Genomic DNA, 24,069 nt, shown 5'->3' on the forward strand with positions numbered 1-24,069 from the left:
TACTTTATCAATTTCAATGATCGGGGATGAACTGATGAAAAAGTTTTTTAAGGCAGATCGTGGCTCAGTTTCAGTTTTTGCCATTCTTCTCATCCTCCCAATCTTTCTAATGAATGCTTTATTCATTGATACACTAAGAATAATATCAGCTGAACGTCAAGTTGAAAATGCAATGGATAGTGCATTGAGATCGACTATGGCTCAATTTAATGAAAAGTTGGCGAATGTGGGTCTATTTGGATATGCAGGTGATCAGGCGGAAGCAAGTGATGATTTTGAAAAATATGTAGAGGCTCAATTTTATACAGGGGATGACCTGAGTGGCACACAAAATTTGGTAAGTCCATCCATTGACAGTGCAACTGCCTCCTTTGATTCATCAAGAAACCTGGTCGATTTAGATATTATGGAACATCAGGTATTGGAAAGTATGAAATATCAGGCGCCAGCCCAGATTGGAAAAGAGTTATACAATTTGGTCACTTCAGGTGTCAGGGACGTGTCCAATGAAGATGCTGAAGGGGTAGAGGATTTATCGGAAACCTATGAAGAAATCTTTGAACTTGTTAAGAAAAGGAATGCAAAAATAGATGCAGCAATCGAGGACATTAATAAATATATTACCATGATGGAAACAGAATTGGGGACAATTGTTGGACCTGCAGCTTCAGGGGAGGAGATTCCTGCAACCATTAAAGGGATGAATGGATTAGTTCATTTTCATGACCGCTATAAGGAATTGATAGAGCAGGAAGAAACGGATGAGGATGAAGATGAGGAAATTGAGAATTATGAGGATCAAATTGATGAATTAAGATCCAAGCATAAACAGTTTTTCAATAAGTTCAGGCGCTCCAAATCTAATATCTTTGGACCTTTGTTTGGCAGTTATGGCTCACCAGATGATTATTTTCCGTTAACTGCAAAGGATTATAATGAACAAATTCAGGAACTCTTAGATTCTATAAATTTCGATGATTATGATTTGGATCCACAGGAAAGCGAAGAAGTGGATAAATTAAAAAAGATAGCACTCGAAGATGAGTTTTTCGAACAAATCTTTAGTAACATTGAATATTTATATGCCCAATTTGAACCTGGCCAGACGATGTCACAAGATCAGGCAATTAACAGCAGTAGTTATTCTTCCTTCACAGTTGTTCAAGTGATAGATGGTTTCTATAAAGTCATTGAGGAACATAAGACGCCAGCTACACAAATAAAAAATGATTTGAAAAACAGAGAAGAAAACTATAAAGATACACATTTGAAATATTTAAAAGAACAATTGGCTGATTATACTGACTCAAATGCTCTAATAGACGATGAAGAGTTTCAAAGACAGGAGGAAGAATCAGATACATCATTTAATGAACTATGGGATTTGATTACAGGTGCTGGAAATCTTGCAGATGACCAGGGGACGTATGATGAGTTGAGTAGTATCATCGCTGAATATGATGCCATATCAGGTGATGGAGACGAGGAAGATCCAGATAAAGGTCAGTTTATCAAAGACGCATTCGAGCGATTTACACAATTTGCCGAATTTGTCCAGGGTTTTCCAGATTCATTTAGAGATGAACTTTATATTAATGAATACATTATGGCTAATTATGGCACCAGTGAACCATATGAATTAACTGACCCTAATTCATATCTTTATGAAAACAAGCAGGCTGAGTTTATTACTTATGGAAGTGATATTGCTGGAGTAAACTATCTTTTATTTATTAAAGATATTGCCATGGTTTTATTTGTTATAAATCTCTTAGAAAAAGTGCTAATGGAAGGTGGATTTGCAGGCCCAATAGGATTTTTGAGAGCTCTAGTCAGGGCATTTACAGAAACCGTTGTACAAATAACAGATCTTACCACAAGTGCTAGAGGCGGATATAAACTTGATTGGCGGCCATTTAAAGTAACAAAAATAGAAATGACCATGCCTTTATTTTTAAGACTTTTCATGATGATGAAATCCACTGGAGAGGATTACAACAATGATAAATTGAGGCGTTTGCAAGCCTCTATTACACTGGACACAGATGTTCATCTTGATAATTCACCTTCATATATTGAGGGGCATGTCGAAGGAAAAGTCAAACTCTGGTTTATACCAGCCTTAACTGAGTTTTTACCAGGGGATTTAGGAAATGTCAGTGGCAATGTATATAACATTGATAAGAAAAAGGTTTATTCATACTAACGTGGGAGGGAATTATTAAATGAAAAAATTACTGCTTATCTTGCTTGCAGCAATTTTTGTTGCTGGGTGCAGTGACAATGGAGAAGATACAAATTCGGAGCCTTCTGAAAATGAGGGAACATCTGAAACGGAAACTGAAGATGAGAATACCGAGACAGAAAATGAAAAAAAAGCTATTTATCAAATCGGTGAAACTGCTGATATTACAAGTGATGTATATGGCTTTCCATATCAAGTTACAGTAAACAGTTTTGAATTAACAACTGAAAGTGTGGACGGTCTTTCACTAGAAGATTTAAATTACTCGGCTGAGGAAGGCGCAAGATTTGCAGTTGCCAATGTGACTATAAAGAATACTGGTGACAGTTCTTTTGTGCCACAAGATAAAATCTCAGCTCAGCTTTTTTTGGAAAATGAATATGATCTTCCATCTGAAGACGACACTTTTAAAGAAAGATACGAAGAACTGGCACCTGGTGATGAAATTACAGGTAATTTGGTTTATACAGACAGTTATTTTTATGAAAATGAAGTTGTGTATTTAACGTATGAAGCCGAAGCAATTGATGATGAAACCAAATTTGAACTGCCAATACAAGAAGAATAATATTTAATCACCCAAGGGAATTGTTTCCTTTGGGTTGAGTGATTAGTGAAACCTAATAATTCAACCCAAGGGTAAGCAGTACGGGGTGGGAGGAATCATTTTTGGGAGGTGATTGCGATTTTTCTCAAATTAAGAAAAGAAAATGGAAGTATTACTTTGGAGGCAGCACTTATTATTCCGATACTCTTAACCTTTATATTATTTTTAACATCCCTTGTTAAAATTTCCATAGCTGAAATGGCCCTGAAAGAGGCAGTAAGCGATACCGCTCAAACAGTTGCCCATTATTCTTATCTTTCCCTAGTTGCTGAGAAGAAAATCCAGGAAACCACTGATGGTTTTGTTGATGACTTAAAAAATAAGGCTGGTGATGCACTTGGAAATAATGATATTGCCAATCAGTTACTCAATCAAATTGCTGTGGAGGGAAAAGAATTAATCCCAACTTCAGGAGAATTAATTAATGATTATGCAGCCCAGGGACTTTATGAAAAAGTAGTTAAAAATAAATATGAAGAAAAGGTGGGTAGCTCTGAATTCTTTAGTCCGAATACAATAACCATTGTGGATCATCAATATCCAACTTCCAGAGGTAACTCTGATGTGGTTGTTGGAGCAGAAAACACATTGAACATTGTGCTTCCTTTCTTTGAAAAACAAGTAAAAATTAAGAAAGTAGCAGTGGAGCGTGCATGGTCCGGAGGGGAGTAATGAAAATTGGAACCACATTTTATAATTTTAATTATATTGCTTTTAGCAGTTGCTTATTATGACATCGCTCATCAGCGTATTCCTAACTGGCTATCAATGTCAGGAGTTTTAACAGGAATAATCTATCATCTTGCATTTAATCAGCTGGATGGTTTTATACATGCTGTATCAGGGGCTTTAGTTGGTGGCGTAATTCTATTAATATTATATATTTTTAAAGCAATAGGTGCAGGTGATGTTAAGCTGTTTGCAGCAATTGGTGCAATAACAGGGGTGTTGTTTACATTGTACGCTATTATGTATTCCATTATCTTTGCAGGAATTATAGGTATTATAGTTTTATTATTTACTAAAACATTTTTCATAAATATGACTCTAGCAGTTTTGCATATTAAAGAAACCGTGCAGAAAAGATCATTAACTCCATTGGATGAGTTTAAAAATAATATTTCAAATCGATTTCCATTTATTTATGCTGTAATACCGGGAGTAATTACTGCTTTTTATTATATACATATAGCTTAGGAACGAGGTACATATGAAAAAGATATTAATTATAACACTAACGGGCTTGTTATTGGCAGCTTGCAGTGATGAAAATAATAATAGTGATGTAGAAGAAAATAATCAAACCACTACTGATACTTCCACTGATAATGAAGAAGCTTCAGAAGAAAAGAAAATTTATCAAATTGGTGAAACAGCTGTTATTACAAGCGATATGTATGATTTTGATTATGAAGTAACAGTTGATAATTTTGAGTTAACCAAAGAAGTAGACGGTATTAAGATTGAAGAATTTCTAACTGGTGCACGGGAAGAACATAGATTTGCTGTGGTTGATGTTACTATTAAAAATATTAGTGATGAATCTTATGTACCTCATGAAATGTTCTCCGCAAATTTTGCAACGGAGGATCAGCTGGGGGGAGAAGTTTCAAATGATGAATTTTTTACTGAAGGTGATAAAGAACTTCAACCAGATCAAGAAGTTAAGGGTCGTTTAGTTTATACAACTAGGGTAGATGAAGCAGATACCTTTATTTTAAAGTATGAATTTACATCAGACGAAGAAACACATTTCGAGCTACCAAATCCTGAAAGTTAATGGGATAAAATATTTATACCAAGAGTAGCTGCTGATTATTATTTTTTAGCATAAGGAGGAATTATTAGTGTCTAATCCACTGGATGAATACTATATAGACTATTTAGAATCAAACGGAGCCTATATGAAGCTGCGTAAAACAAGTGATACAGGATTTAGGTCTGATGATTTTCAGGAACTTCAACTGAAAATGATCCAATCCAATAATATTCCTCGACTTTTACCAATGAGTTTTGAGGAAGTAAATGATCAAACAACAGTATTTTATAAAATAGAGGGTTTGCGCAGATTACGTCCTTTTTCTAAAGAACGTCCGCTGACAATGCAGGAATATTACTCATTATTTATTAATATTATTCAGGCACTGCAGGATTCTAATAATAATATGCTTAGTGATCACCGATTCGTCCTTCATGAGGATTTTATCTTTATTGGGAATGGCTACCATCAGGTCTACCTAACATACTTGCCTCTCAAAGAAGCAGAGAATAATAAGTCTGTATATGAAAGCCTTAAAGAATTATTACTGAATATGGCGAGTGAGGTTCAAGGATTGAATGGTGTCCAATTCAAAATGATCCTGAGCTATATTAAGGATTCGGGATTCAGTCTTCAAGGAATAAAAGAGCTGCTTAGCCGGCTGCAGAAAAGCAGTCAACAGCATCCGGAGGAAGAAACAGATCACAAAATCGAATCTGATAATAATAAAGAAGACATGATAAAAATTAAAAAGGTTCGTAAGCTTCCACCTTTAAGCAGCAAATATAAACTATACTCGATTCTATTTGGGGTGTTGTTACTTGCAATGGTCTGGAAATTATATGAAACCTCCACAAATACCGCAATGCTTATTGTCTCCAGTATTTTGTCCGTTGCAGTAATTGCCGGAGTTTATGTATATTGGTTTGTTTGGCGTCCGGGAGTTGAACCAATTATTACTGAAAAAGAGGTAAAAGTGAAGAAGAAACCAATGAAACAGGCCCAGTCAAAACAAGTAAAAGAGGCTAATAGAAATGGGAAATCTGAGGCGGAAGAGCTTCAGCCGGTTGAGGCAATTCAGCCAGCAGTAAAGGAAAGTAATTATCAGATAGAAGAGGAACTTAGTTTCGCAAATGCTGAAAGTGCTGCTGCTGTAAACAATGATTATTCCGAAGTTAACAGTTCGGATAGTTATGGAAATCAGTTGAATGATCAAACAATGCTCCTTGATGAGAATGAAATGCTACCGCAAAATAGTGGAGAAAGGGTTAATAATTACCTTGTTATTGAGCGGGAGGGGATAGAAGAGAATATCGAGCTCGATACGGATAATTTTATTATCGGCCGTGCAGAAAAAGGAACAAACTTATGTGAAAAAGGTGTAGGGATATCCAGGTTGCATGTTGAATTTATTAAGCTGTCAGATACCTATGGAATAAAAGATTTAGGTGCTAAGAATGGGACATATATTAACAATGAAAAAATTATTCCATATAAAATCCTTGAACTATCCAATGAAGATACGATTCAGATTGGAAAAACTATCTACATATACAAGGTGTCGTAATGAGTAATATGATTAAAAATGAACATGTCCAGACAGGAAGTTTCAGTGTGAAACCTTCCTCTAAAAAGGCAAATGAGGATTCACTTGCATATTCTGCAAATATCCTGAAATCAGACCAAGGTGCTTATATTTTTATCATTGCTGACGGTATGGGTGGACATTCGATGGGTGATGCTGCAAGCTATTTTGCAGTGAATTATGTACTGAAATGGTGGAGAAGCACTGCATGGATGAACAAAAGATCAGAAGAATTCCTAAAAAACTGTCAGGAAGAGCTTATCGAAGTTTTTCATGAAATTAACCAAAAACTGATCGAAATTGGAAGACTTGAGAACAAAGAAATAGGAACAACCTTAAGTGTGCTTATTCTAATCGGTAATGAATATTTCATCTGTCATATCGGTGATTCAAGAATCTATCGTTATCGGGAAAAAGTACTCACGTTGGAAGAACCAAATGGAGATACGATAGATTTAAATGAAGAGAAATCATTCCTGCAGCTGACTGTTGATCACTCGTTTGCATCCATGCAGGTTGAAAATGGTGTGATGACTGCTGAAGAAGCACAATCTCATGATAAAGCTCATTACTTAACACAATGCATCGGTATAAAGGGAGAGATTGAACCATTTACTGCTTCAGGTAAATTTACAGCTGCAGACTATTTTTTATTATGTACAGATGGTTTTTATAAGCTGTTTACAGAAGAAGAATTGAAAGAACAGTGGAGCATGAAGCTGGAGGAAAAGGTGTCAATAAAGGAAGTAAGCGACCACTTTTATGACTTAGTAAAAAAAGATAGCTTTCACGATGATGTATCCATACTAACTATTAATGTCGCAGAAAGAATAGGGAAGTAGACATGTTTAACAAGCAAGAGGTTATTAATAATAAATATAAAATAATAGACTATCTCACAGAGGGCGGTACTTCATTACTATATGATGTTGAGGTGTCTAGTGGAAAACATGCTATTTTAAAAGTGGCTAAAAATACAAGTACATTATTTAATAACCAAATTGATAATGAGGCAAAGATTCTTGCAGCAGTTAATCATGATCGTCTTCCAAAGCTATTTGATAAATTAACAGTCAATAGACATTATAAAGCAATCGTTATTGAAAAAATAGAAGCAGTGAGCCTATCTGATTTAATAGAAAATGGAAATAAAGTGTTCAGTTGGCAGGAAATTTTGGATATAGCTAAACAGATAATGAATATTATTGATGTATTTCATAAAAACAATCCTTCCATAGTAATAAGGGATATAAAACCATCAAATATATTGATATCAAATAATAATCATGCGTACCTGATTGATTTTGGAGTATCAGCCTCAATAAAGGAAAAGGAGAAGATTTCAGCACTAGGAACAATTGGCTATGCAGCTCCGGAACAATTTGAAAATGGAAAAGTCGACCTTCGATCAGATTTTTTCTCTCTGGGTGCAGTACTATTTTATATGGCAAGCAATGGTGAAAATATTTATACGAGTAATCAAGCTGCAGTGCTTAAGGAGCAAACTCCAAAAGCCTTTGCGGAAATAATTATTAAATTGTCGCAAACAGATCCGGACAAAAGGTATGATAATTCCGATGAGATAGTACATGCTTTTTCTAAGGTAAAACCTAATTTCAAAGAACGATTCAAGGAATTAATATATTCCAATGATTAAGATTAACTTTTACACTGATAAGAGTATAACTTTTATAGGCAGTAAAGGAAATATATCCATATTCCTTTCTGGGGCTCCGATTACTCGCCCCACCGTAATGATTTGCATAAGTGCAACTAAGGCATCGCCCAAAGGCTGGCGAATGCCAAGTTTTCTAAGAAATCAGTATAAGTGCAGGCTTTGCGCTTTCGCCATTAAGGCTTGGCGATAAGCCAAGTTTTCTAAGGAGGTGGTTATGATGGAAGGTCATTATGCACTAAGGCATGGAACTATTAAAGAGAATGATGATGTAATTGTATACGAAATTCCTAAAGCACAAACAGATTTAGTAGAAACAGAACAGCTTGATGAATTGAGAAGAAAGGATTCCTTCTTCTTTGATTTCTGGCGTTATACTGTAGATGAGAAATATATACATATCTATTATAAAAGGGAGAAAAACTATAAATCCTTAAAAAGTATTCCAGTAAGTAATAATGGATTAAAACAAAAAATCGCTACTAATCTACTAATTGTTGAAAAATTAATCGGTACACAATATACAACAATTATTCATCCCGATAATATTTATGTTAATGAAAAAGGTGATGTAAAGTTTGCACATCGAGGCATTCGCTCTGTATTACCGACGGAGGAATTGACTTCACCTCAACTAGTTAAGGAATTGAAACCAATTCTTAAGTCTCTTTTTATGGCATCTAACTTTGCTGATGCAGAAAAAAATGATAAGAATAATAGTAGGGATATATTTATAAATGAAATAAATTCAGCCGCAACAATAAAACAATTACGGGAAATAGTTAATAATCCCAATTTGTTCCATCATAAAACAACAGTACCAACTCAAAAGCCGAAACAAAGTGAAAATCCCAAGAGGAAATATCTTCTTCCTGCGGGTTTCCTGATCGGGGTAGCACTTGGAATGATATTACTTTATATGATAAAGGTTGTTCCATTAACAGAAGCTTCAACTGAGGCAACAGGTCAGCAAAATGAAAAACAAGAGGTGCTGACAAATGAAAACAAAGAATTACAATCTATGCTTGATGATAACCGCAAAATGATGCATGCATACCGATCTGCAGTTATCGGAGACTCGGAAGAAGCTATTTCTATTTTTGAAGATGTAGAAAATCTGGATGAAAGTGCAAAGCGGACACTAATTGAACAATATATTAATTTGAATACTGTTGAAAGTTTAAAAAAAGCGGGTAAAATGAGTGAAGCCTATCATGTAAAAGTTGTCGAGGGCTTAAGAGGGATAAACAGTGAAGAAGCGGGGCAGGCAATTCTTCAAATTAGTTCTGATGATCCGGTGGTTAAGATTGAGCAGGCATGGATCAATGGAGAACATAAAAATGTAATAGAACTGTCTAAAGGGATAGCGGAAAATAATCGGGCGAAGTTTCTTGCAGCTAAGAGTTATATTGAATTGGATAATCATCAGGAAGCAATGAAGCTGGGAAAGGAACTTGAAAATAAAGACATTCAAGTGGCCAGCCTGGAAGTACAAAAAAATAAAATTAATGCGAATGATGATATGGAAGATGATGAAAAAGAAGAGGCTATTAAGAAATTGGATGAAGAGATAAAGAATATAAAAGGGTAGTTTTATCCACTCTTGTATCATTGAATGAAATATGTGTTGTAACCTATTATTACCATACAGCACATTTTTCTTTTAAATAGGTAAATCTAACATTTCAATCTTTCTACATTTTTATGAGCTTTATATCGTAAGCTGTTACTAATAAACAGCTTTTTTATTTTTCTTATTTAAATTATGTTGCTATAATAAGGTAATTGCAGGGAGGGATCACATTATGAGCGATTATGACAAACACTCACGCTTAAACAAATTTGAAAAACGCAGAAAAAACACAAAAGGTATTTCTATTTTGCTTATAATTGCTGGTATTCTAATCATCGTATTACTGGGAATCTGGTTATTTGGCGGGGGAAATGAAGAAGAAGAAAATGCAGAGCAGCCTGATAGCATCTCAGAAGATATCGTAATAAATGATGATAACGAAAATAATAATACAGAAGATGAGTCGTCATCAGATGAGGGGAATTCCGATTCCGAAAATACAGATGAGTCAGCAGATGAAACAGAAGAAGACTCAAATGATGATCAAAATTCGGATGAAGAAAGCAATCAGGATAATAATGAAGATATAGAAGCGGAAGAAGTGGAACCATCAGACGATAATGTGTCAAGAGCGTATACAGGCAACTGGGAACCAATAGGTACAGAACAGGAAGGCCCGCATACAACGACATACGAAGAGGGTACTGCAGATCGTAAAGAATTGAAGCAAGCAGCAAGTCTCGCAACTGGCTTAGCTGAGGATGACATGATTGAATGGTGGTATGAAAACGGTGGAGATCAAAAAGTGATTGCAACTGTTTCCAATAATGCACAAACAGAAACTTACCGCGTTTATTTATCCTGGATTGATGAAGAAGGCTGGAAGCCAACCAAAGTGGAAGAACTGATTGAAAATGATAGAAAAAATCAATAAATGGTGAATAATAATTGGAGGAATCAGTATGACAATCGGAATCATTGGGGCAATGGATGAAGAAGTAGCATTACTGCAGGAAAATATGACAGAAAAAGAAGAATCAACTGTTGCTAATTGCTTGTTTGTAAAAGGCAAACTTCATGGCAGGAATGTTGTATTATTGAAATCTGGCATCGGAAAAGTAAATGCAGCCATGGCTACTACCATTTTGCATGAAAGATTTTCTCCAACACATGTAATCAATACAGGATCTGCCGGAGGCTTTGCTCAAAACCTGGAAGTCGGGGATGTAGTTATATCAAACCAGGTGGTTCATCATGATGTAGATGTAACTGCATTTGACTATGAATATGGGCAAGTTCCCGGAATGCCGGCAATGTTCACTGCTGATTCAGAATTGGTTTTAAAAGCTGTATCAGCAGTGAATGAAATAAATTTACAATATGAAGAAGGAATAATAGCAACAGGAGATTCATTTATGGAAGATCCGGAGCGTGTGGCCTTTGTTAATGAAAAATTTCCAGCGATGATTGCTTCAGAAATGGAAGCAGCTGCTGTAGCACAGGTTTGTTATCAATATAATAAACCATTTGTTATTATTCGTGCTCTATCTGATATTGCCGGAAAACAATCTGCTGTTTCCTTCGATGATTTTTTGGAAAAAGCTGCGAAGAATGCTGCCCAATTAATCATGGCTATCATAAAAAAGATGTAAGCTATATACAATATTTACAGGTTGTTCGGTTACTGGAACCTACCTATCATAAGACAATAACAATATAAAAGTGGAAAATGAGCGCTAATGTCTAAAGCATTTGCGCTCATTTTTCTATATTCTTCGTTCTTTCCGGTAATATTCATGAAATACTTTCATTAAAGCTCTTTTTTCTATTCGGGATACATAACTCCTTGATATATTGAGCTTTTTTGCAATCTCCCGCTGCGTCATTTCCTTATAATTATTTAAGCCATAGCGGTAAACAATCACTTCACGTTCCCGGTTATCAAGAATTGTAAAATAATCCTGCATTTTTGCGATTTCCATATTCAATTGAATGTATTCAATTATATTATCATTCTCTGCTTCTAGAATGTCAATTAAACTGATCTCATTACCTTCTTTATCCTGACCAATCGGATCATGCAGGGAAACATCCTTTTTCACCTTTTTTAAAGCACGTAAATGCATGAGTATTTCATTTTCTATACAACGTGCTGCGTATGTCGCAAGCTTTGTTCCTTTATCAACAGAGAAGCTTTCAACTCCTTTAATTAATCCAATGGTGCCAATGGATATTAAATCCTCTACATCTTCCCCAGTATTTTCAAACTTTTTAACGATATGTGCCACTAATCGCAAGTTATGTTCAATCAGTTTATTTCTGGCCTCTTCATTTCCATTTTGCATTTCTTTAATGTATTTTGCTTCTTCATCCGGTGGCAGCGGCTGAGGGAAAGCGTGATTTTTAACATATGAAACAAAAAACAAAGCTTCTTTAATCAGAAGTCCGAGTACAGTTAATATGCCGGACAAGTAAATACACCTCCTCTGGATGTGCGGGTAGGCTTTTGCCTATATAACATCTTTATGAAGGCTTTGCCGGTTTTGTGTCTGTCCATTGTATTATAAAAAAGAAAAGGGTGTCCCAATTTTGATTGGAACACCCACCATTAATGAAAGACTTAAATTTTATTTTGATTGTTGTTTTTTAATTGCATTTTCATATTCGTCATTTCTATTTTTAAGGAATGGTTTAATACCATTGTTGTGAGCAGCTCTGGATATCATATGTGCCGATACCGGTGCCGTTAAAAGAATGAACACAATTGCTAAAAGCAGTTTTCCGCTTACAATGGAATGGGCTGAATATAGATATAAAAAAGCGCCAATCAGTATACAGGCAATACCAAGGGTAGATCCTTTAGTTGCTGCATGCAGTCTTGTATAGACGTCCGGAAAACGAACAATTCCGATAGATGCTGATAGAATAAAAAGTGTACCTACCAGTAAAAAGAGTATAATAATAATATTGATGATAATCTCAATCCAAGTCTCTATCAATTATAACACCCTTTTCCAGATATTTTGCAATTGCAAGTGTTCCAAGGAATCCTAATATCCCGATTAACAAAACGACGTCAGTCAATTTAGTAGTTGCCAGGAAAATAGATAAAATCCCGGCTATTCCCATTAAGTTGATACCTATAGTATCCAGTGCTACCGCTCGATCCGGCTGGGTTGGGCCTTTGATAATCTGATACAGCAACAATATAAGTGATACAGAAATACCGGTAAAGCAAATAATTATAGTGACATTTAGAATGTTCTCTGTAGCTGCAAGCACTTCCGTCATCTTGTCACCTCCATAATAGCTTTTTCAAACGTATTCTTAATAGAGCTAATGGATTCCTCAATATCGTCAATGTCCATTGCATGAATGAAGAGTTGTTTATTGTCATTGGAAACAGCGATAGATAAAGTACCGGGTGTTAAACTAATTAAGTTTGCCAGCAGTGTTATCTCCCAGTTGCTTTTTACTTCGATCGGCAATGCAAATATACCTGGTTCAACCTCAGGATTTGGGGTATAAACCAGTTTAACAATATCGATATTTGAAGATATCAGTTCTTTTATAAATAATAATATCAGACTTATTATCTTGAAGAACTTTTTCAGGTAAAAAGTGCCCGGAATAAATTTGCTTAGAAGGAATAACAAGAGAATCCCCAATAAGTATCCACCAATAAAACCGGGTGCAGAATAAGATTCATTCAAGAACATCCACATAAATGCAATGATTAAATTTATCACAATCTGAAAGGCCATCATTTATTACTCCTTTAATACAGAATCAATATAAATATCCGGATCCAGTAAGTATGCTGCAACAGAATCTACAATCGGATAAAAGTATTCTGCTCCTACCCCTAAAATTACAGAGAGCGCGAGTAAGAATACAATTGGTGTGTATAATCCTTTTGTAGATTTTTTCTTAAACTCACCCATCGTATCTTTATCTCCCCAGAAGCCATTAATGAAGATTTTCATAATGGAATATAAAATCAACAGGCTTGTAAGCAATCCAATAATGACGATTACTACTTCTCCATCTGCAAAAGCACCTTTTAGCAATAACAGTTTTCCAATGAATCCACTGAAGGGTGGGATACCGGCAAGTACAAATGCTGCCACGAACAGCATCCATCCAAGGAAAGGATAATAATGGATCAATCCACCCATCTTCCTGAGATCAGAGGTTCCAGCAACATAGGCAACTACTCCAACTAATAAAAATAACGCTGATTTAATAATCATATCGTGAACCAAATAATATATCGAACCACTTAACGCATCTTGATTTAGAACACCAATACCCAGAATGATAAAACCAATTGCAGGAATAATGTTGTATGCAATAATCAATTTTATATTATTCGTTGAGAGGGCACCAATAACACCAAAAATCATGGATAGACCAGCAATCCAGATAAATAATTCATGTGTTAATTCGATGTTATATACGAATATTAAAGAAAACACTCTTAGAATGGAGTAGATTCCAACCTTTGTTAATAAAGCTCCAAATAATGCAGAAACTACCGGATTTGGGACAACATATGATTTTGGCAGCCAATAATAGAGTGGAAATAATGCAGCCTTTGTAGCAAAGACGAAAAATAGCAGAATTCCAATAGCAGTTAAGATCCCCTGTTGTTCCACCTCTTGAACACGCTCAGCAATATGTGCCATGTTAACTGTTCCTACAACAGCATATAGAAATGCAATTGCTGTAACGAATAACATGGAAGAGAAAAGGTTGATCAATAAGTATTTAAGTGATTCCCTCAACTGAACTTTATCTCCGCCCAATACAATTAATCCATAAGAAGCCATCAAAAGTACCTCAAAGAATACAAACAGGTTAAATAAATCACCTGTAATGAAAGCTCCTGAAACCCCGGTTATTAGAAAGAGAAATAAAGGATAAAAATAAAAGTTTTCTCTTTTTTGTAACCCGGTATGTGGTGCATAAAAAGCACAGGCAACAGCAATTATATTTGTTGTTAACACAAGAATGGCAGCAAGTGAATCAACAACCAAAATGATTCCATATGGTGCAGCCCATCCTCCGGTTTCCAGGATGATTGTTCCATTTTCTAATACATACCAGAAAATGTATCCCGCTACACCTAAACTGATTAATGAAAATAGCTTTGTCAATCCACGGGAAATCGTAACTTTCGAATTAAAGAATATCAGAATGATAGCTGATATTAATGGGATGATAATCGGTAAAACTGCTAAATTACTCATTTTCGCCACCCCTTAATTGTTCCATATTATCTGTATTGTTTTCCTTTGTAGTTCGGTAAGCCAGTACCAGTAGAAGGCTGGTAACCCCAAAACTGATAACAATAGATGTTAGGATTAATGCCTGTGGTAAAGGATCAGTATAATCTGTAACTCCTTCTGTTAACACAGGAGGCTGACCTGTTTTAAGTTTACCCATCGTAAAAATAAATAGATGTGCACCGTGTGATAGTAATGCAGTTCCAATTACAATCCGCAGCAATTGTTTTTGTAAAATGTTGTATATTGCTGTCGCAAATAAAATCCCTGCTAATACAGATATAATTATTTCCATTTATTCCGCCCCCTTCTTCTTTTTGTGTTTAATGAGGCCGATAATGGCGAGTGCTGCAATTCCCAGCACGGCAATTTCAAATAATGTATCCAATCCACGCATGTCGACTAATATGACGTTGACCACATTGTCTCCGCCGCCAAGTGTATAAGATGTTTCCAGGAAGTATTCAGAAATCGAATCAAACCAATTACTGCTGTGTGCAGATATTCCGATAACTGTCATTAGTGCGCCAAAACCAACAGCAATCGTTGCATTCACAAGTTTGGTTCTGGCTGAATCTGTTGATTTCTTTAATTTAGGCAGGTGATAAAAACATAATAAGAATAAAGCAACTGAAATTGTCTCAACGACCAGCTGGGTGAGAGCAATATCAGGAGCTCTATAAATTACGAATAAAATGGCAACACCAAAGCCAACGACTCCCAGTACTAAAATTGCAGCAACATTATGATTCATAAAGACGGTTGCTATTGCTGCAATAATCATAATAAGCACAACCGATAATTCCAGTATTGTAATGTCAGCCAGATTATCGAATTTCATTGTGAATCCATCTGTCAACAGCATAAAACTAAATGTTACGACAAGTGTCGTTCCTAATATAAGTGACATATATGTCTTTAAAGAGCCATTCATATAGTAATTGGTAATATTTGCTGAGTAAGTATCTATTTTCTCCAGTAGTTTGTCATAAACTTTATTGAAGCTTAGTTTTCCAGGTAAAACAGTATATACAGAATTCCATTTTTTTCTTGTTAGAACTAGTAATGTACCAATACCTACTACAGCCAATGACATAAATAATGGCGTTTTAAACCCATGCCAAAAGCTAATCTGTTCAAATTCAACTGCACTATTTACAGCTTCGGCAGCGTGCAGAAGGAATGGCGCATTAACTAAACTCGGGAATAAACCGATTACTACCACGCCTATAACAAGTACGATAGGGGAGATAAGCATTCCAATTGGTGCTTCATGCGGTTTTTTCGGCAATAATTTAAATTGTTTCGGTCCTGTAAATACACCAAAAAAGAAATACATGGAATAAACGAATGTGAAAATGCTTCCTAATACTGCCAAATAAGGTATTGCCTGACTAAGTGCATTTGCTTCCAATCCGAGTGTAGAACCGAAAAATAATTCTTTACTGTAAAAGCCATTTAAAAACGGCAGGGGAACGCCAGCCATTGAAAATGTGCCAAATAAAGCAAGTGTTGCAGTCATCGGCATTAATGTTAGTAACCCGCCGAGCTTTCTTATATCCCTTGTCCCTGTTTCATGATCTATTATTCCTGCAACCATAAACAAACTGCCTTTGAACGTTGCATGGTTTAAAATATGAAAAACAGCAGCAAACACAGCAGCCTGTGTACCAAACCCAAGCATAGCCATAATCATACCTAATTGACTGATCGTTGAGAATGCTAAAATTGCCTTTAAATCCGTCTGTCTGACAGCCATATAGGATCCCCAGCAAAGTGTAATGATACCGACTAAACTTACAATAATAAAGAACCATTCATATGTAGAAAAGATCGGTGAGAATCTTGCAACTAAAAATATGCCCGCTTTAACCATTGTTGCTGAATGAAGGTATGCACTAACCGGTGTAGGTGCTTCCATTGCGTCAGGCAACCAAATATGGAATGGAAATTGAGCAGATTTTGTAAATGCTCCGAGTAAGATAAAGCCAAGGATCAGTGGTAAATAATCACTTGCCAAAATGACATCGGTTTGTGTGATCATTTCCTGAATACTGGTAGTTCCGGTGATGACTGACAGAAGAATAAATCCACCAAACATGCTAAGACCACCAAAGATAGTTATGATCATCGACTTTAATGCACCATATCTGGAGCGCTCTTTAAAATGCCAATACCCAATTAATAAGAAAGAGGAAATGGATGTTAATTCCCAGAATGTATATAAAACAAATATATTATCTGATAATACAACACCAAGCATTGCAGTCATAAACATTAATAAATAAACATAAAAATGACCTAATCTTTCTTGATTATCCAGGTAAAAAATAGAATAAAGAACAACTAGTGCCCCGATCCCGCTTATTAGTAAAACAAATAATAAACTTAATCCATCTAAGTAAAAATCAAAATTAATCCCCAATGAAGGAATCCAGTTAACAGTTTGTCTTATTGGGTTAAAGCCTTCCCCTATAAATTGGATAAAATAAAGAAATATTAAAAAAGGAACGAAGAAAACAAAATAACCAGTATGTATTTTATGTTTTATTTTACTTATGAAAGGAATAAAACAAGCAATAAGAAGTGGAATTAATACTGCGAATATCATCTAATGGGAGTCCTCCTTAAAACAAATATGGAACCTGAATAAATGGGGAAAAGAAAAAGTATACATTAATCCTTTTAGTACTGAGGGACTTGGATTTACGAGTTTTCTTAGCTCATTAAAAATTGAAGTTTCATATTATGTAAAAAAGTATTTTTGTAAATATATTACCATAAAATAGTTTAACATAATATTGAAAGAAGAAAAATAAATAGCCCCTATTATAAAATATATAATGGGGCTTCAGGAGAAAGATAGTAGAGCTATGTTTATAGTTTTTAACCTGACTTTGAACATTTAATTTTATGGGATAAAAATCGTTTATGAATTTCTTCTTCGATGAGTGAAAGAAAATCCGGGCTTAGATTTAATTCATTTGCTTTATAATAGGATTCCAACAATAATTCATCTGACAAATGCTCCATCAATGTGGCCCTCCTAAAAAATCTTTCCAGTTTGAAGTTATTATAAAAATAACATGATTGATAGTGCTGGACAAGACGCAAGTTATCTACAATGGCCTGTAGATAACTTGTGTATAAAACTTTAAAAAATAATGTTTTGACTACTATATCAACTTTGAAATTGTGAGTAAAGTTATCCACAATGAGAAAAATGTAACTATTTGTCGAACGATTTTTGCAAAAGTTATCGGATTTATGCATATTTTTTCTATACAAACTCATATAATTGTTATTTTATGTCATTTTTATTAGCTATTGTTAAAATTAGTACGTATAATTGTTGAATCTTCTTTCCATGGATTTACAATTGCTTTATAATTTAAGGAAGTTATTATAGGATAGGATTATAATGATGTTGTGTACTATGATTATTTGAAAGCAGTAAGTTATTTGAAGGATGGTAATGAGGTGTGATTGTTGTTGAAATTATTTTTACCAAATGAACATGTTAAAAGTGTATTTGATATTCAGCCTGCAATTTTAAAACAAAAAGGAATTAAGGGAATAATAACGGATTTGGATAACACGCTTGTAGCATGGGATGTAAAAGATGCTACACCTGAAGTAATTCAGTGGTTCAAGCTTATGAAGGATAATGATATTAAAGTAACGATTATTTCAAATAATAAACAGGAGCGCGTTAAAATTTTCTCCGAGCCATTGGATACCCCATTTGTATTTAGTGCAAGAAAACCGCTAAGCCGTGCTTTTAAAACAGTAGCTAAACAGATGGAGTTGAAAAAAGAAGAGGTTGTTGTAATTGGGGATCAGCTATTAACAGACGTTCTTGGTGGAAACTTTGCAGGGTTTTATACAATTTTAGTTGTTCCAATTGTACAGACTGATGGTAAAATAACGAAAATAAACCGGAAGATAGAAAGAAGAATTTTAAATTATATGCGCAGAAAAGGAAAGATAAGCTGGGAGGAATAAGATTGGAAAAAATATATTGCCAGGGCTGTGGTGTTCTTATTCAAACATCATCCCGCAAGGAACCTGGGTATACTCCAAAGTCATCACTCGAAAAAGAGGATATACTTTGTCAGAGATGCTTTAGATTGAAACATTATAATGAGATTCAGGATGTATCCATTAAGGATGATGATTTCCTGCAGATGGTAAGCTCGATAAGAAATGCAGATGGTTTAGTGGTGCATGTGATTGATATATTTGACGTAAATGGAAGTCTGATTAAGAGCCTTCCAAGAATAACGGGTAATAATCCAATTGTCCTCGTGGGCAACAAAGTAGATCTATTACCGAAATCAACGAATAAAAATCAACTGATTCAATGGCTGAGATCATCTGCCAAAGAAGCTGGTATAAAGGTGAAAGATGTGTTTTTAATATCCTCCATCAAAGGCCATGGAATGGAAGAACTAACCGAAAGCATGGAAGATTTGAGAAATGATAAGGATGTTTATATTGTCGGTACAACGAATGTCGGTAAGTCTACATTTATTAATCGCTTAATAAAACAGCAAACCGGGCACAGTGATGTAATTACTACATCCTATTTCCCTGGTACCACATTAGGGTTTATTGAAATTCCATTGGATGGTGGAGCTTCTTTAATTGATACACCAGGAATTGTGAATAAGCAGCAGATCGCTCATTATGTCAGTGAACAGGATTTGAAATTGATTTCACCGAACAAGGAGATTAAAGCACGAATTTATCAATTAAATAATCAACAAACATTATTCATTGGAGGTTTAGCACGACTTGATTTTATAAAAGGGGACAGGCAGTCATTTGTTTGTTATTTCTCCAATCAGCTTCCAATTCACCGGACAAAATTGGAGAAAGCGGATGAACTATATAAAAATCAAGTTGGTCAGCTTTTATCACCACCAAACGAAAAAACACTCGAAATTTTACCTGAATTAACAGAAAGTTCATTTCGTATTACGGAAGAAAAAACAGATATTTTATTTCCGGGACTCGGCTGGGTCAGTATTCCAGGGAAAGATATAACGGTCGTTGCACACAGTCCAAAGGAAGTCGCCGTATCTGTCAGGAAGTCATTGCTCTAGGGGGAGAATAAAATGGCCAATCACTTTGCACTTATCGGTTATCCGATTAAACATTCATTGTCACCATGGATACATGAACAATTTTTGAAAAAAACTAATTTAGAGGGGACATATACCATTCATGAGATCCCCCTTACTGATTCCTTTGAAGATCATGTAAAGAAGTTAAAAGAAACCCGAATAAATGGATTTAATGTAACCGTCCCTTATAAACAGGAAATCATTCCGTTTTTGGATGAAATTGATGGAATGGCAAGTAAAATGGGAGCAGTTAATACTGTAGCCAACAAAGACGGGAAATGGATCGGCTATAATACAGATGGAATCGGTTATTTACGGTCATTGGAAAGTAAATTCCCGGCATTGTTTTTAAATATGCAGAAACGTGTTTTAGTGATTGGTGCCGGCGGTGCTGCCAGAGGAATATTTTGTGCACTGGATTCCGCCGGTTTTAAGTATATCGATATTACAAATCGAACGGCCCGGAGTGCTCAGGAAATAGCGGAGCTTAGAAGTTCAGATACAAATACAGCTATTTTGACCTTGAAAGAAGCAGAAGATAATATAAAGGATTATGATGTTATCATCCAAACGACTTCTGTTGGAATGAAACCGACTGTAGATGCGTCGATCATTAACTTGGATCATGTCAGGCAGGACAGCATTGTAAGTGACATTATATACCAACCGATAAAAACAAAACTATTACAACAGGCTGAAACCTCTGGTGCATCGGTTCATTTTGGACATACAATGCTTATATATCAGGCACAATATGCATTTGAAATCTGGACAAACAAAAAATCACCAATCGATGACATGGATTTAAAATTACAACTTATTTTGGAAGGAAGATAATATGTTAACAGGTAAGCAAAAAAGGTTTTTACGCGCAGAAGCAAATAATTTAAAAGCTATATTCCAGGTGGGTAAAGACGGTGTGAACGATAATATGATCACTCAAATAAATGAAGCTTTGGAGAAACGCGAATTAATAAAAGTAAGCATCCTGCAAAATTGTATGGAAGATAAAGAAACAGTTGCAAAGCAGTTAGCTGAAGGGACAGGCGCAGAAATTGCTCAAATTATAGGCAATAACATTGTCCTGTACAAAGAATCAGAGAAGAATAAAACAATTCAATTACCATAAGTGTGGGTAAAAGTGCGTATTGAACATTCACTAAAAAGGAGTTTGTTATGAAACGTGTCGGAATTCTAGGAGGAACATTCGATCCGCCTCATTTAGGGCATTTGATCATTGCTGAAGAAGTTCGTCTGGCGCTAAATTTGGAAGAGGTATGGTTTATTCCCTCCTTTACACCTCCACATAAGGATGAAGCTAGGACAAGTGCAGCGCATCGAATGAATATGCTTCAGATGGCAATAAAGAATAATTCTTCATTTCAAATGAATACAATAGAAATAGAACGTTTAGGGAAATCATATACATTTGATACGATGAAAGCATTACGTAATGAATTTCCTGAAAACGATTTTCACTTTATTATTGGTGCAGATATGGTTGAATATTTGCCGCATTGGAATAAAATTGATGAACTCATAAAGCTTGTTCAGTTTGTTGGCGTTGGACGTCCCGGATATCAATTGAATACCCCTTATCCAATTACAAAGGTTGAAATACCCATGATTGAGATTTCTTCAACAAGTATTAGAAATCGATTAGCCAACAAAGAAACGGTGAACTATTTAATTCCTGAAGATGTGTATGCTTATATTAAGGAGAAACAGTTGTATGAAAATAAATGAAGCAATTGAACATGTAAAACCTCACTTAACCAAGGAACGATTTGAACATACATTAAGAGTTCAAGAAACTGCGGCAAATCTTGCAAAATTATATAATGAATCAAAGGAAAAGACTGAACTTGCGGCAATTTTTCACGATTATGCAAAATATCGTCCATTGGATGAAATGGAAAGATGGATAGTTGAGAGTCGTCTGCCAAAGGATCTGCTGCATTATCATCATGAATTATGGCATGGTCCTGTTGCAGCAATTTTAATTGAAAAAGAATATGGTATAAAAGATAATGACATTCAATGTGCTATTGCCTATCATACGACTGGAAGGGCACATATGGGAAAACTGGAACAGATTATATTTTTAGCTGATTATATTGAACCGGGAAGAAGTTTTCCAGGGGTGGAAGAAGTAAGAGAAATGGCTAAAAAGGATTTAATACATGCGTGCTTAATGGCATCTAGAAATACAATCCAGTTTTTAATGCATAAAAACGCAACAATCTACCCGGATACGTTTCATGCATATAATGATTTAACTCGTATGAATAGACAGTGATATTTTATTTTAAGGAATTTTACTTTATCAAGACAATTTTATGGAGGTAATTTATAGATGGAAAACAAGGAAATTATTCAATTCGTGGCAGAAGCATGTGACGATAAGAGGGCCGAAGATATTGTGGTTCTGGATATGAACGAAGTTTCTCTAGTTGCAGATTATTTTTTGATTTGTCATGGAAGTAATGAACGTCAGGTACAGGCAATCTCGCGAGGTATTAAACAAGCAATGGATGAAAAAGACTTACCTGTTAAGCGAATTGAAGGGTTTGACCAGGCACGATGGATATTGGTAGATCTAGGTGATATTGTTTGTCATATTTTCCATAGGGATGAACGGAGTTATTACAATCTGGAGCGCCTGTGGGGAGATGCAGTACATGTGTCCTTAGAGATAGGTCAGGAAGGGTAATACATGGCTTATAAGCAAATGGCATACCTATATGACAAATTAATGGAAGATGCCCCATACGACCAGTGGATCAATTTCACGTTGGATGTATTTCGAAATTCAGGTGAAAGAATAGAGCGGATTGCTGATCTGGGATGTGGCACCGGAGAAATAACATTAAAATTGGCTAAATCCGGCCATCAGGTAACTGGTGTCGACTACTCTACAGAGATGCTCGCATATGCAGCACATAAGGCTAATCAACAAAAAACAACTGTGCAATGGCTTCAACAGGATTTAAGGGAACTGCAGGGACTTGCTGATTTTGATGCGGTTGTTAGCTTCTGTGATGTCATTAATTATATTACTTCAGAAGACGAATTGAGAAATGTGTTTAAACGAATAGCCGATTCCTTAAAAACAGGCGGATTATTTCTTTTTGATGTTCATTCTATGTTTCATGTCCAGCATCATTTTATTAATCAGACATTTGCAGATGTTACTGAAGAAGCATCCTATATTTGGTTCTGTATTGAAGGAGAAAAGCCTGGGGAAATATTCCATGATTTAACATTTTTTTCCTTGGAAGGAAATAATTATAATAGATTTGACGAATATCATCATCAGCGAACTTATTCAATTGATTTTTATCAGCAGTTATTAATAGAGGCAGGATTTGAAAAACCAAAAGTAGTAGCAGATTTTTCGGCAAAAGAGGAAAGTCTGCATGATCAGGCAGAAAGAATTTTCTTTATAGCAAAAAAAAGGTCGGGATAATATAAAATTCCCGATCTTTATTTTTATTAAAGGAATTTAATGATTGATGTCGAAATATAAGTTAACCCCCTAATTTCTCCGTATTTCCTACTAATTTACGAGGATGTGATTCCCCATTGATTGATTTACTCAAAAAGAGTTCATTTTTTTTGGTGATTGGAGTTTGTATAGTTATTTTTTTGTATGTTACCAGAGATGAAGATATTGGAAAGGGCAATGCTGAGCTTAATTCTGTTGAAGTATCAGCGACGGATACAAGTGAACAAAATGAAACTTTGCAAAATGAGACGAAAGTCATTGTGGATGTGAAGGGAGAAGTAATTAAACCAGGTGTATTTGAAGTTGATCCGAACGTGAGGGTAAATGATGTGATCCAAATTGCTGGAGGGTTTACAGAAAATGCAGATCAATCGCAAGTAAATCTTGCTCAAAAAGTACAGGATGAAATGATTATTTTTATACCAAAAGCTGGCGCCGGAGAAGAAGTGCAGGGAGCAGTTGGCATCTCTAATAGCTCAGGAAAAGTAAGAATCAACTATGCAACTCAAGAGGAAATAGAAAGTATTACAGGTATAGGACCATCTAAAGCACAGGCGATTCTTCAATACAGGGAGGAGCATGGATTATTTAGAACTGTGGAAGATTTGCTTGAGGTATCCGGTATTGGGGAGAAGACACTTGAGGTGCTCAAAGGTGAGATACAGGTTCCATAGGTGCATTGACGAAGTATAAACAGGAA

Annotated in this window: 28 protein-coding genes; 20 read left to right on the forward strand and 8 right to left on the reverse strand. The window is 35.4% G+C overall.

Features of this window, described 5'->3' with window-relative positions:
* The first annotated feature begins 34 nt into the window (after window positions 1-34).
* The 11 genes from CIL05_RS13420 to mtnN all read left to right on the forward strand — a co-directional run bounded on the left by CIL05_RS13420 (window position 35) and on the right by mtnN (window position 11,096).
* On the forward strand, window positions 35-2,206 hold the full coding sequence (locus CIL05_RS13420; RefSeq protein ID WP_095656061.1) for a TadE/TadG family type IV pilus assembly protein: 2,172 nt from the start codon (window positions 35-37) through the stop codon (window positions 2,204-2,206).
* A gap of 19 nt (window positions 2,207-2,225) precedes the next feature.
* The gene (locus CIL05_RS13425; protein WP_095656062.1) at window positions 2,226-2,813 is read left to right on the forward strand and encodes a DUF4352 domain-containing protein; all 588 of its coding nucleotides are present in this window, start codon (window positions 2,226-2,228) and stop codon (window positions 2,811-2,813) included.
* Window positions 2,814-2,969: 156 nt separating this feature from the next.
* Window positions 2,970-3,524, forward strand: coding sequence for a hypothetical protein (locus tag CIL05_RS13430; RefSeq protein WP_165769128.1), 555 nt, complete (start codon window positions 2,970-2,972; stop codon window positions 3,522-3,524).
* Between the two features lie 6 nt (window positions 3,525-3,530).
* On the forward strand, window positions 3,531-4,049 hold the full coding sequence (locus tag CIL05_RS13435) for an A24 family peptidase (RefSeq protein ID WP_095656064.1): 519 nt from the start codon (window positions 3,531-3,533) through the stop codon (window positions 4,047-4,049).
* Window positions 4,050-4,062: 13 nt separating this feature from the next.
* Entirely contained in the window at window positions 4,063-4,632 is a 570-nt protein-coding gene (locus CIL05_RS13440; RefSeq protein ID WP_095656065.1) for a DUF4352 domain-containing protein, read from the forward strand.
* A 67-nt stretch (window positions 4,633-4,699) separates the two neighbouring features.
* The gene (locus CIL05_RS13445; RefSeq protein ID WP_095656066.1) at window positions 4,700-6,178 is read left to right on the forward strand and encodes a DUF6382 domain-containing protein; all 1,479 of its coding nucleotides are present in this window, start codon (window positions 4,700-4,702) and stop codon (window positions 6,176-6,178) included.
* On the forward strand, window positions 6,178-7,038 hold the full coding sequence (locus CIL05_RS13450) for a PP2C family protein-serine/threonine phosphatase (RefSeq protein ID WP_095656067.1): 861 nt from the start codon (window positions 6,178-6,180) through the stop codon (window positions 7,036-7,038). The genes CIL05_RS13445 and CIL05_RS13450 overlap by 1 nt, the downstream gene beginning before the upstream one ends.
* A gap of 2 nt (window positions 7,039-7,040) precedes the next feature.
* Window positions 7,041-7,853, forward strand: a complete 813-nt coding sequence (locus CIL05_RS13455; protein WP_095656068.1) for a serine/threonine-protein kinase — start codon at window positions 7,041-7,043, stop codon at window positions 7,851-7,853.
* A 235-nt stretch (window positions 7,854-8,088) separates the two neighbouring features.
* Entirely contained in the window at window positions 8,089-9,462 is a 1,374-nt protein-coding gene (locus CIL05_RS13460; protein ID WP_095656069.1) for a type VII secretion protein EssB/YukC, read from the forward strand.
* A 214-nt stretch (window positions 9,463-9,676) separates the two neighbouring features.
* Window positions 9,677-10,378, forward strand: a complete 702-nt coding sequence (locus tag CIL05_RS13465; RefSeq protein WP_095656070.1) for a YrrS family protein — start codon at window positions 9,677-9,679, stop codon at window positions 10,376-10,378.
* Between the two features lie 28 nt (window positions 10,379-10,406).
* A complete protein-coding gene (mtnN, locus tag CIL05_RS13470) occupies window positions 10,407-11,096 on the forward strand; it encodes a 5'-methylthioadenosine/S-adenosylhomocysteine nucleosidase (protein ID WP_095656071.1) in 690 nt (229 codons plus the stop codon).
* A gap of 114 nt (window positions 11,097-11,210) precedes the next feature.
* Here the strand turns inward: mtnN and sigK are convergent, their stop codons facing one another.
* The 8 genes from sigK to CIL05_RS13510 all read right to left on the reverse strand — a co-directional run bounded on the left by sigK (window position 11,211) and on the right by CIL05_RS13510 (window position 17,765).
* Window positions 11,211-11,915: an RNA polymerase sporulation sigma factor SigK gene (gene sigK / locus CIL05_RS13475; protein ID WP_095656072.1), complete on the reverse strand. Its 705-nt coding sequence runs from the start codon at window positions 11,913-11,915 to the stop codon at window positions 11,211-11,213.
* 156 nt (window positions 11,916-12,071) lie between these two features.
* Window positions 12,072-12,443, reverse strand: a complete 372-nt coding sequence (mnhG, locus tag CIL05_RS13480; protein ID WP_095656073.1) for a monovalent cation/H(+) antiporter subunit G — start codon at window positions 12,441-12,443, stop codon at window positions 12,072-12,074.
* Complete coding sequence (locus tag CIL05_RS13485; protein WP_095656074.1) at window positions 12,424-12,735, reverse strand: Na(+)/H(+) antiporter subunit F1; 312 nt, start codon at window positions 12,733-12,735, stop codon at window positions 12,424-12,426. Before CIL05_RS13485 ends, mnhG begins: the two co-directional genes overlap by 20 nt.
* Window positions 12,732-13,208: a Na+/H+ antiporter subunit E gene (locus CIL05_RS13490; protein ID WP_095656075.1), complete on the reverse strand. Its 477-nt coding sequence runs from the start codon at window positions 13,206-13,208 to the stop codon at window positions 12,732-12,734. Before CIL05_RS13490 ends, CIL05_RS13485 begins: the two co-directional genes overlap by 4 nt.
* A 6-nt stretch (window positions 13,209-13,214) precedes the next feature.
* Complete coding sequence (locus CIL05_RS13495; protein WP_095656076.1) at window positions 13,215-14,696, reverse strand: Na+/H+ antiporter subunit D; 1,482 nt, start codon at window positions 14,694-14,696, stop codon at window positions 13,215-13,217.
* Complete coding sequence (locus CIL05_RS13500; RefSeq protein WP_095656077.1) at window positions 14,689-15,027, reverse strand: Na(+)/H(+) antiporter subunit C; 339 nt, start codon at window positions 15,025-15,027, stop codon at window positions 14,689-14,691. Before CIL05_RS13500 ends, CIL05_RS13495 begins: the two co-directional genes overlap by 8 nt.
* Entirely contained in the window at window positions 15,028-17,343 is a 2,316-nt protein-coding gene (locus tag CIL05_RS13505; protein ID WP_095656078.1) for a Na+/H+ antiporter subunit A, read from the reverse strand. It abuts the gene before it with no gap.
* Window positions 17,344-17,618: 275 nt separating this feature from the next.
* Window positions 17,619-17,765 (reverse strand): sporulation histidine kinase inhibitor Sda, encoded by a 147-nt coding sequence (locus CIL05_RS13510; protein ID WP_095656079.1) that lies wholly within the window; start codon window positions 17,763-17,765, stop codon window positions 17,619-17,621.
* 456 nt (window positions 17,766-18,221) lie between these two features.
* Here CIL05_RS13510 and CIL05_RS13515 point away from each other — a divergent pair, with 456 nt between their 5' ends.
* From CIL05_RS13515 to CIL05_RS13555, 9 genes are all read left to right on the forward strand, one after another.
* On the forward strand, window positions 18,222-18,737 hold the full coding sequence (locus tag CIL05_RS13515; protein ID WP_095656080.1) for a YqeG family HAD IIIA-type phosphatase: 516 nt from the start codon (window positions 18,222-18,224) through the stop codon (window positions 18,735-18,737).
* Between the two features lie 2 nt (window positions 18,738-18,739).
* Window positions 18,740-19,840 carry a ribosome biogenesis GTPase YqeH gene (gene yqeH / locus CIL05_RS13520; RefSeq protein ID WP_095656081.1) on the forward strand — a complete coding sequence of 367 codons (1,101 nt, stop codon included), beginning with the start codon at window positions 18,740-18,742 and terminating at the stop codon, window positions 19,838-19,840.
* Window positions 19,841-19,852: 12 nt separating this feature from the next.
* Entirely contained in the window at window positions 19,853-20,698 is an 846-nt protein-coding gene (aroE, locus tag CIL05_RS13525; protein WP_095656082.1) for a shikimate dehydrogenase, read from the forward strand.
* 1 nt (window position 20,699) lies between these two features.
* The gene (gene yhbY, locus CIL05_RS13530) at window positions 20,700-20,990 is read left to right on the forward strand and encodes a ribosome assembly RNA-binding protein YhbY (protein WP_095656083.1); all 291 of its coding nucleotides are present in this window, start codon (window positions 20,700-20,702) and stop codon (window positions 20,988-20,990) included.
* A 47-nt stretch (window positions 20,991-21,037) separates the two neighbouring features.
* Window positions 21,038-21,607, forward strand: coding sequence for a nicotinate-nucleotide adenylyltransferase (locus tag CIL05_RS13535; protein ID WP_095656084.1), 570 nt, complete (start codon window positions 21,038-21,040; stop codon window positions 21,605-21,607).
* Window positions 21,594-22,160 (forward strand): bis(5'-nucleosyl)-tetraphosphatase (symmetrical) YqeK, encoded by a 567-nt coding sequence (yqeK, locus tag CIL05_RS13540; RefSeq protein WP_095656085.1) that lies wholly within the window; start codon window positions 21,594-21,596, stop codon window positions 22,158-22,160. Before CIL05_RS13535 ends, yqeK begins: the two co-directional genes overlap by 14 nt.
* 57 nt (window positions 22,161-22,217) lie before the next feature.
* Complete coding sequence (gene rsfS / locus CIL05_RS13545) at window positions 22,218-22,574, forward strand: ribosome silencing factor (RefSeq protein ID WP_095656086.1); 357 nt, start codon at window positions 22,218-22,220, stop codon at window positions 22,572-22,574.
* A gap of 3 nt (window positions 22,575-22,577) precedes the next feature.
* On the forward strand, window positions 22,578-23,330 hold the full coding sequence (locus tag CIL05_RS13550; protein ID WP_095656087.1) for a class I SAM-dependent DNA methyltransferase: 753 nt from the start codon (window positions 22,578-22,580) through the stop codon (window positions 23,328-23,330).
* A 116-nt stretch (window positions 23,331-23,446) separates the two neighbouring features.
* The gene (locus CIL05_RS13555; RefSeq protein ID WP_095656088.1) at window positions 23,447-24,043 is read left to right on the forward strand and encodes a helix-hairpin-helix domain-containing protein; all 597 of its coding nucleotides are present in this window, start codon (window positions 23,447-23,449) and stop codon (window positions 24,041-24,043) included.
* Window positions 24,044-24,069: the final 26 nt, after the last annotated feature.

It is taken from the genome of Virgibacillus profundi, assembly GCF_002287375.1.
Taxonomy (GTDB): Bacteria; Bacillota; Bacilli; order Bacillales; family Amphibacillaceae; genus Virgibacillus_K; species Virgibacillus_K profundi.

What these genes read in the sequence shown, in the direction of transcription:
- CIL05_RS13550 (WP_095656087.1), top strand. Translation starts at nt 22,578, where the DNA reads ATGGCTTATAAGCAAATGGCATACCTATATGACAAATTAATGGAAGAT.
- CIL05_RS13455 (WP_095656068.1), top strand. Translation starts at nt 7,041, where the DNA reads ATGTTTAACAAGCAAGAGGTTATTAATAATAAATATAAAATAATAGAC.
- CIL05_RS13420 (WP_095656061.1), top strand. Translation starts at nt 35, where the DNA reads ATGAAAAAGTTTTTTAAGGCAGATCGTGGCTCAGTTTCAGTTTTTGCC.
- CIL05_RS13500 (WP_095656077.1), bottom strand. Translation starts at nt 15,027, where the DNA reads ATGGAAATAATTATATCTGTATTAGCAGGGATTTTATTTGCGACAGCA.
- rsfS (WP_095656086.1), top strand. Translation starts at nt 22,218, where the DNA reads ATGGAAAACAAGGAAATTATTCAATTCGTGGCAGAAGCATGTGACGAT.
- CIL05_RS13495 (WP_095656076.1), bottom strand. Translation starts at nt 14,696, where the DNA reads ATGAGTAATTTAGCAGTTTTACCGATTATCATCCCATTAATATCAGCT.
- CIL05_RS13505 (WP_095656078.1), bottom strand. Translation starts at nt 17,343, where the DNA reads ATGATATTCGCAGTATTAATTCCACTTCTTATTGCTTGTTTTATTCCT.
- CIL05_RS13465 (WP_095656070.1), top strand. Translation starts at nt 9,677, where the DNA reads ATGAGCGATTATGACAAACACTCACGCTTAAACAAATTTGAAAAACGC.
- yhbY (WP_095656083.1), top strand. Translation starts at nt 20,700, where the DNA reads ATGTTAACAGGTAAGCAAAAAAGGTTTTTACGCGCAGAAGCAAATAAT.
- mtnN (WP_095656071.1), top strand. Translation starts at nt 10,407, where the DNA reads ATGACAATCGGAATCATTGGGGCAATGGATGAAGAAGTAGCATTACTG.
- yqeK (WP_095656085.1), top strand. Translation starts at nt 21,594, where the DNA reads ATGAAAATAAATGAAGCAATTGAACATGTAAAACCTCACTTAACCAAG.
- CIL05_RS13440 (WP_095656065.1), top strand. Translation starts at nt 4,063, where the DNA reads ATGAAAAAGATATTAATTATAACACTAACGGGCTTGTTATTGGCAGCT.
- CIL05_RS13425 (WP_095656062.1), top strand. Translation starts at nt 2,226, where the DNA reads ATGAAAAAATTACTGCTTATCTTGCTTGCAGCAATTTTTGTTGCTGGG.
- aroE (WP_095656082.1), top strand. Translation starts at nt 19,853, where the DNA reads ATGGCCAATCACTTTGCACTTATCGGTTATCCGATTAAACATTCATTG.
- CIL05_RS13485 (WP_095656074.1), bottom strand. Translation starts at nt 12,735, where the DNA reads ATGACGGAAGTGCTTGCAGCTACAGAGAACATTCTAAATGTCACTATA.
- CIL05_RS13490 (WP_095656075.1), bottom strand. Translation starts at nt 13,208, where the DNA reads ATGGCCTTTCAGATTGTGATAAATTTAATCATTGCATTTATGTGGATG.
- CIL05_RS13535 (WP_095656084.1), top strand. Translation starts at nt 21,038, where the DNA reads ATGAAACGTGTCGGAATTCTAGGAGGAACATTCGATCCGCCTCATTTA.
- CIL05_RS13450 (WP_095656067.1), top strand. Translation starts at nt 6,178, where the DNA reads ATGAGTAATATGATTAAAAATGAACATGTCCAGACAGGAAGTTTCAGT.
- CIL05_RS13510 (WP_095656079.1), bottom strand. Translation starts at nt 17,765, where the DNA reads ATGGAGCATTTGTCAGATGAATTATTGTTGGAATCCTATTATAAAGCA.
- CIL05_RS13460 (WP_095656069.1), top strand. Translation starts at nt 8,089, where the DNA reads ATGATGGAAGGTCATTATGCACTAAGGCATGGAACTATTAAAGAGAAT.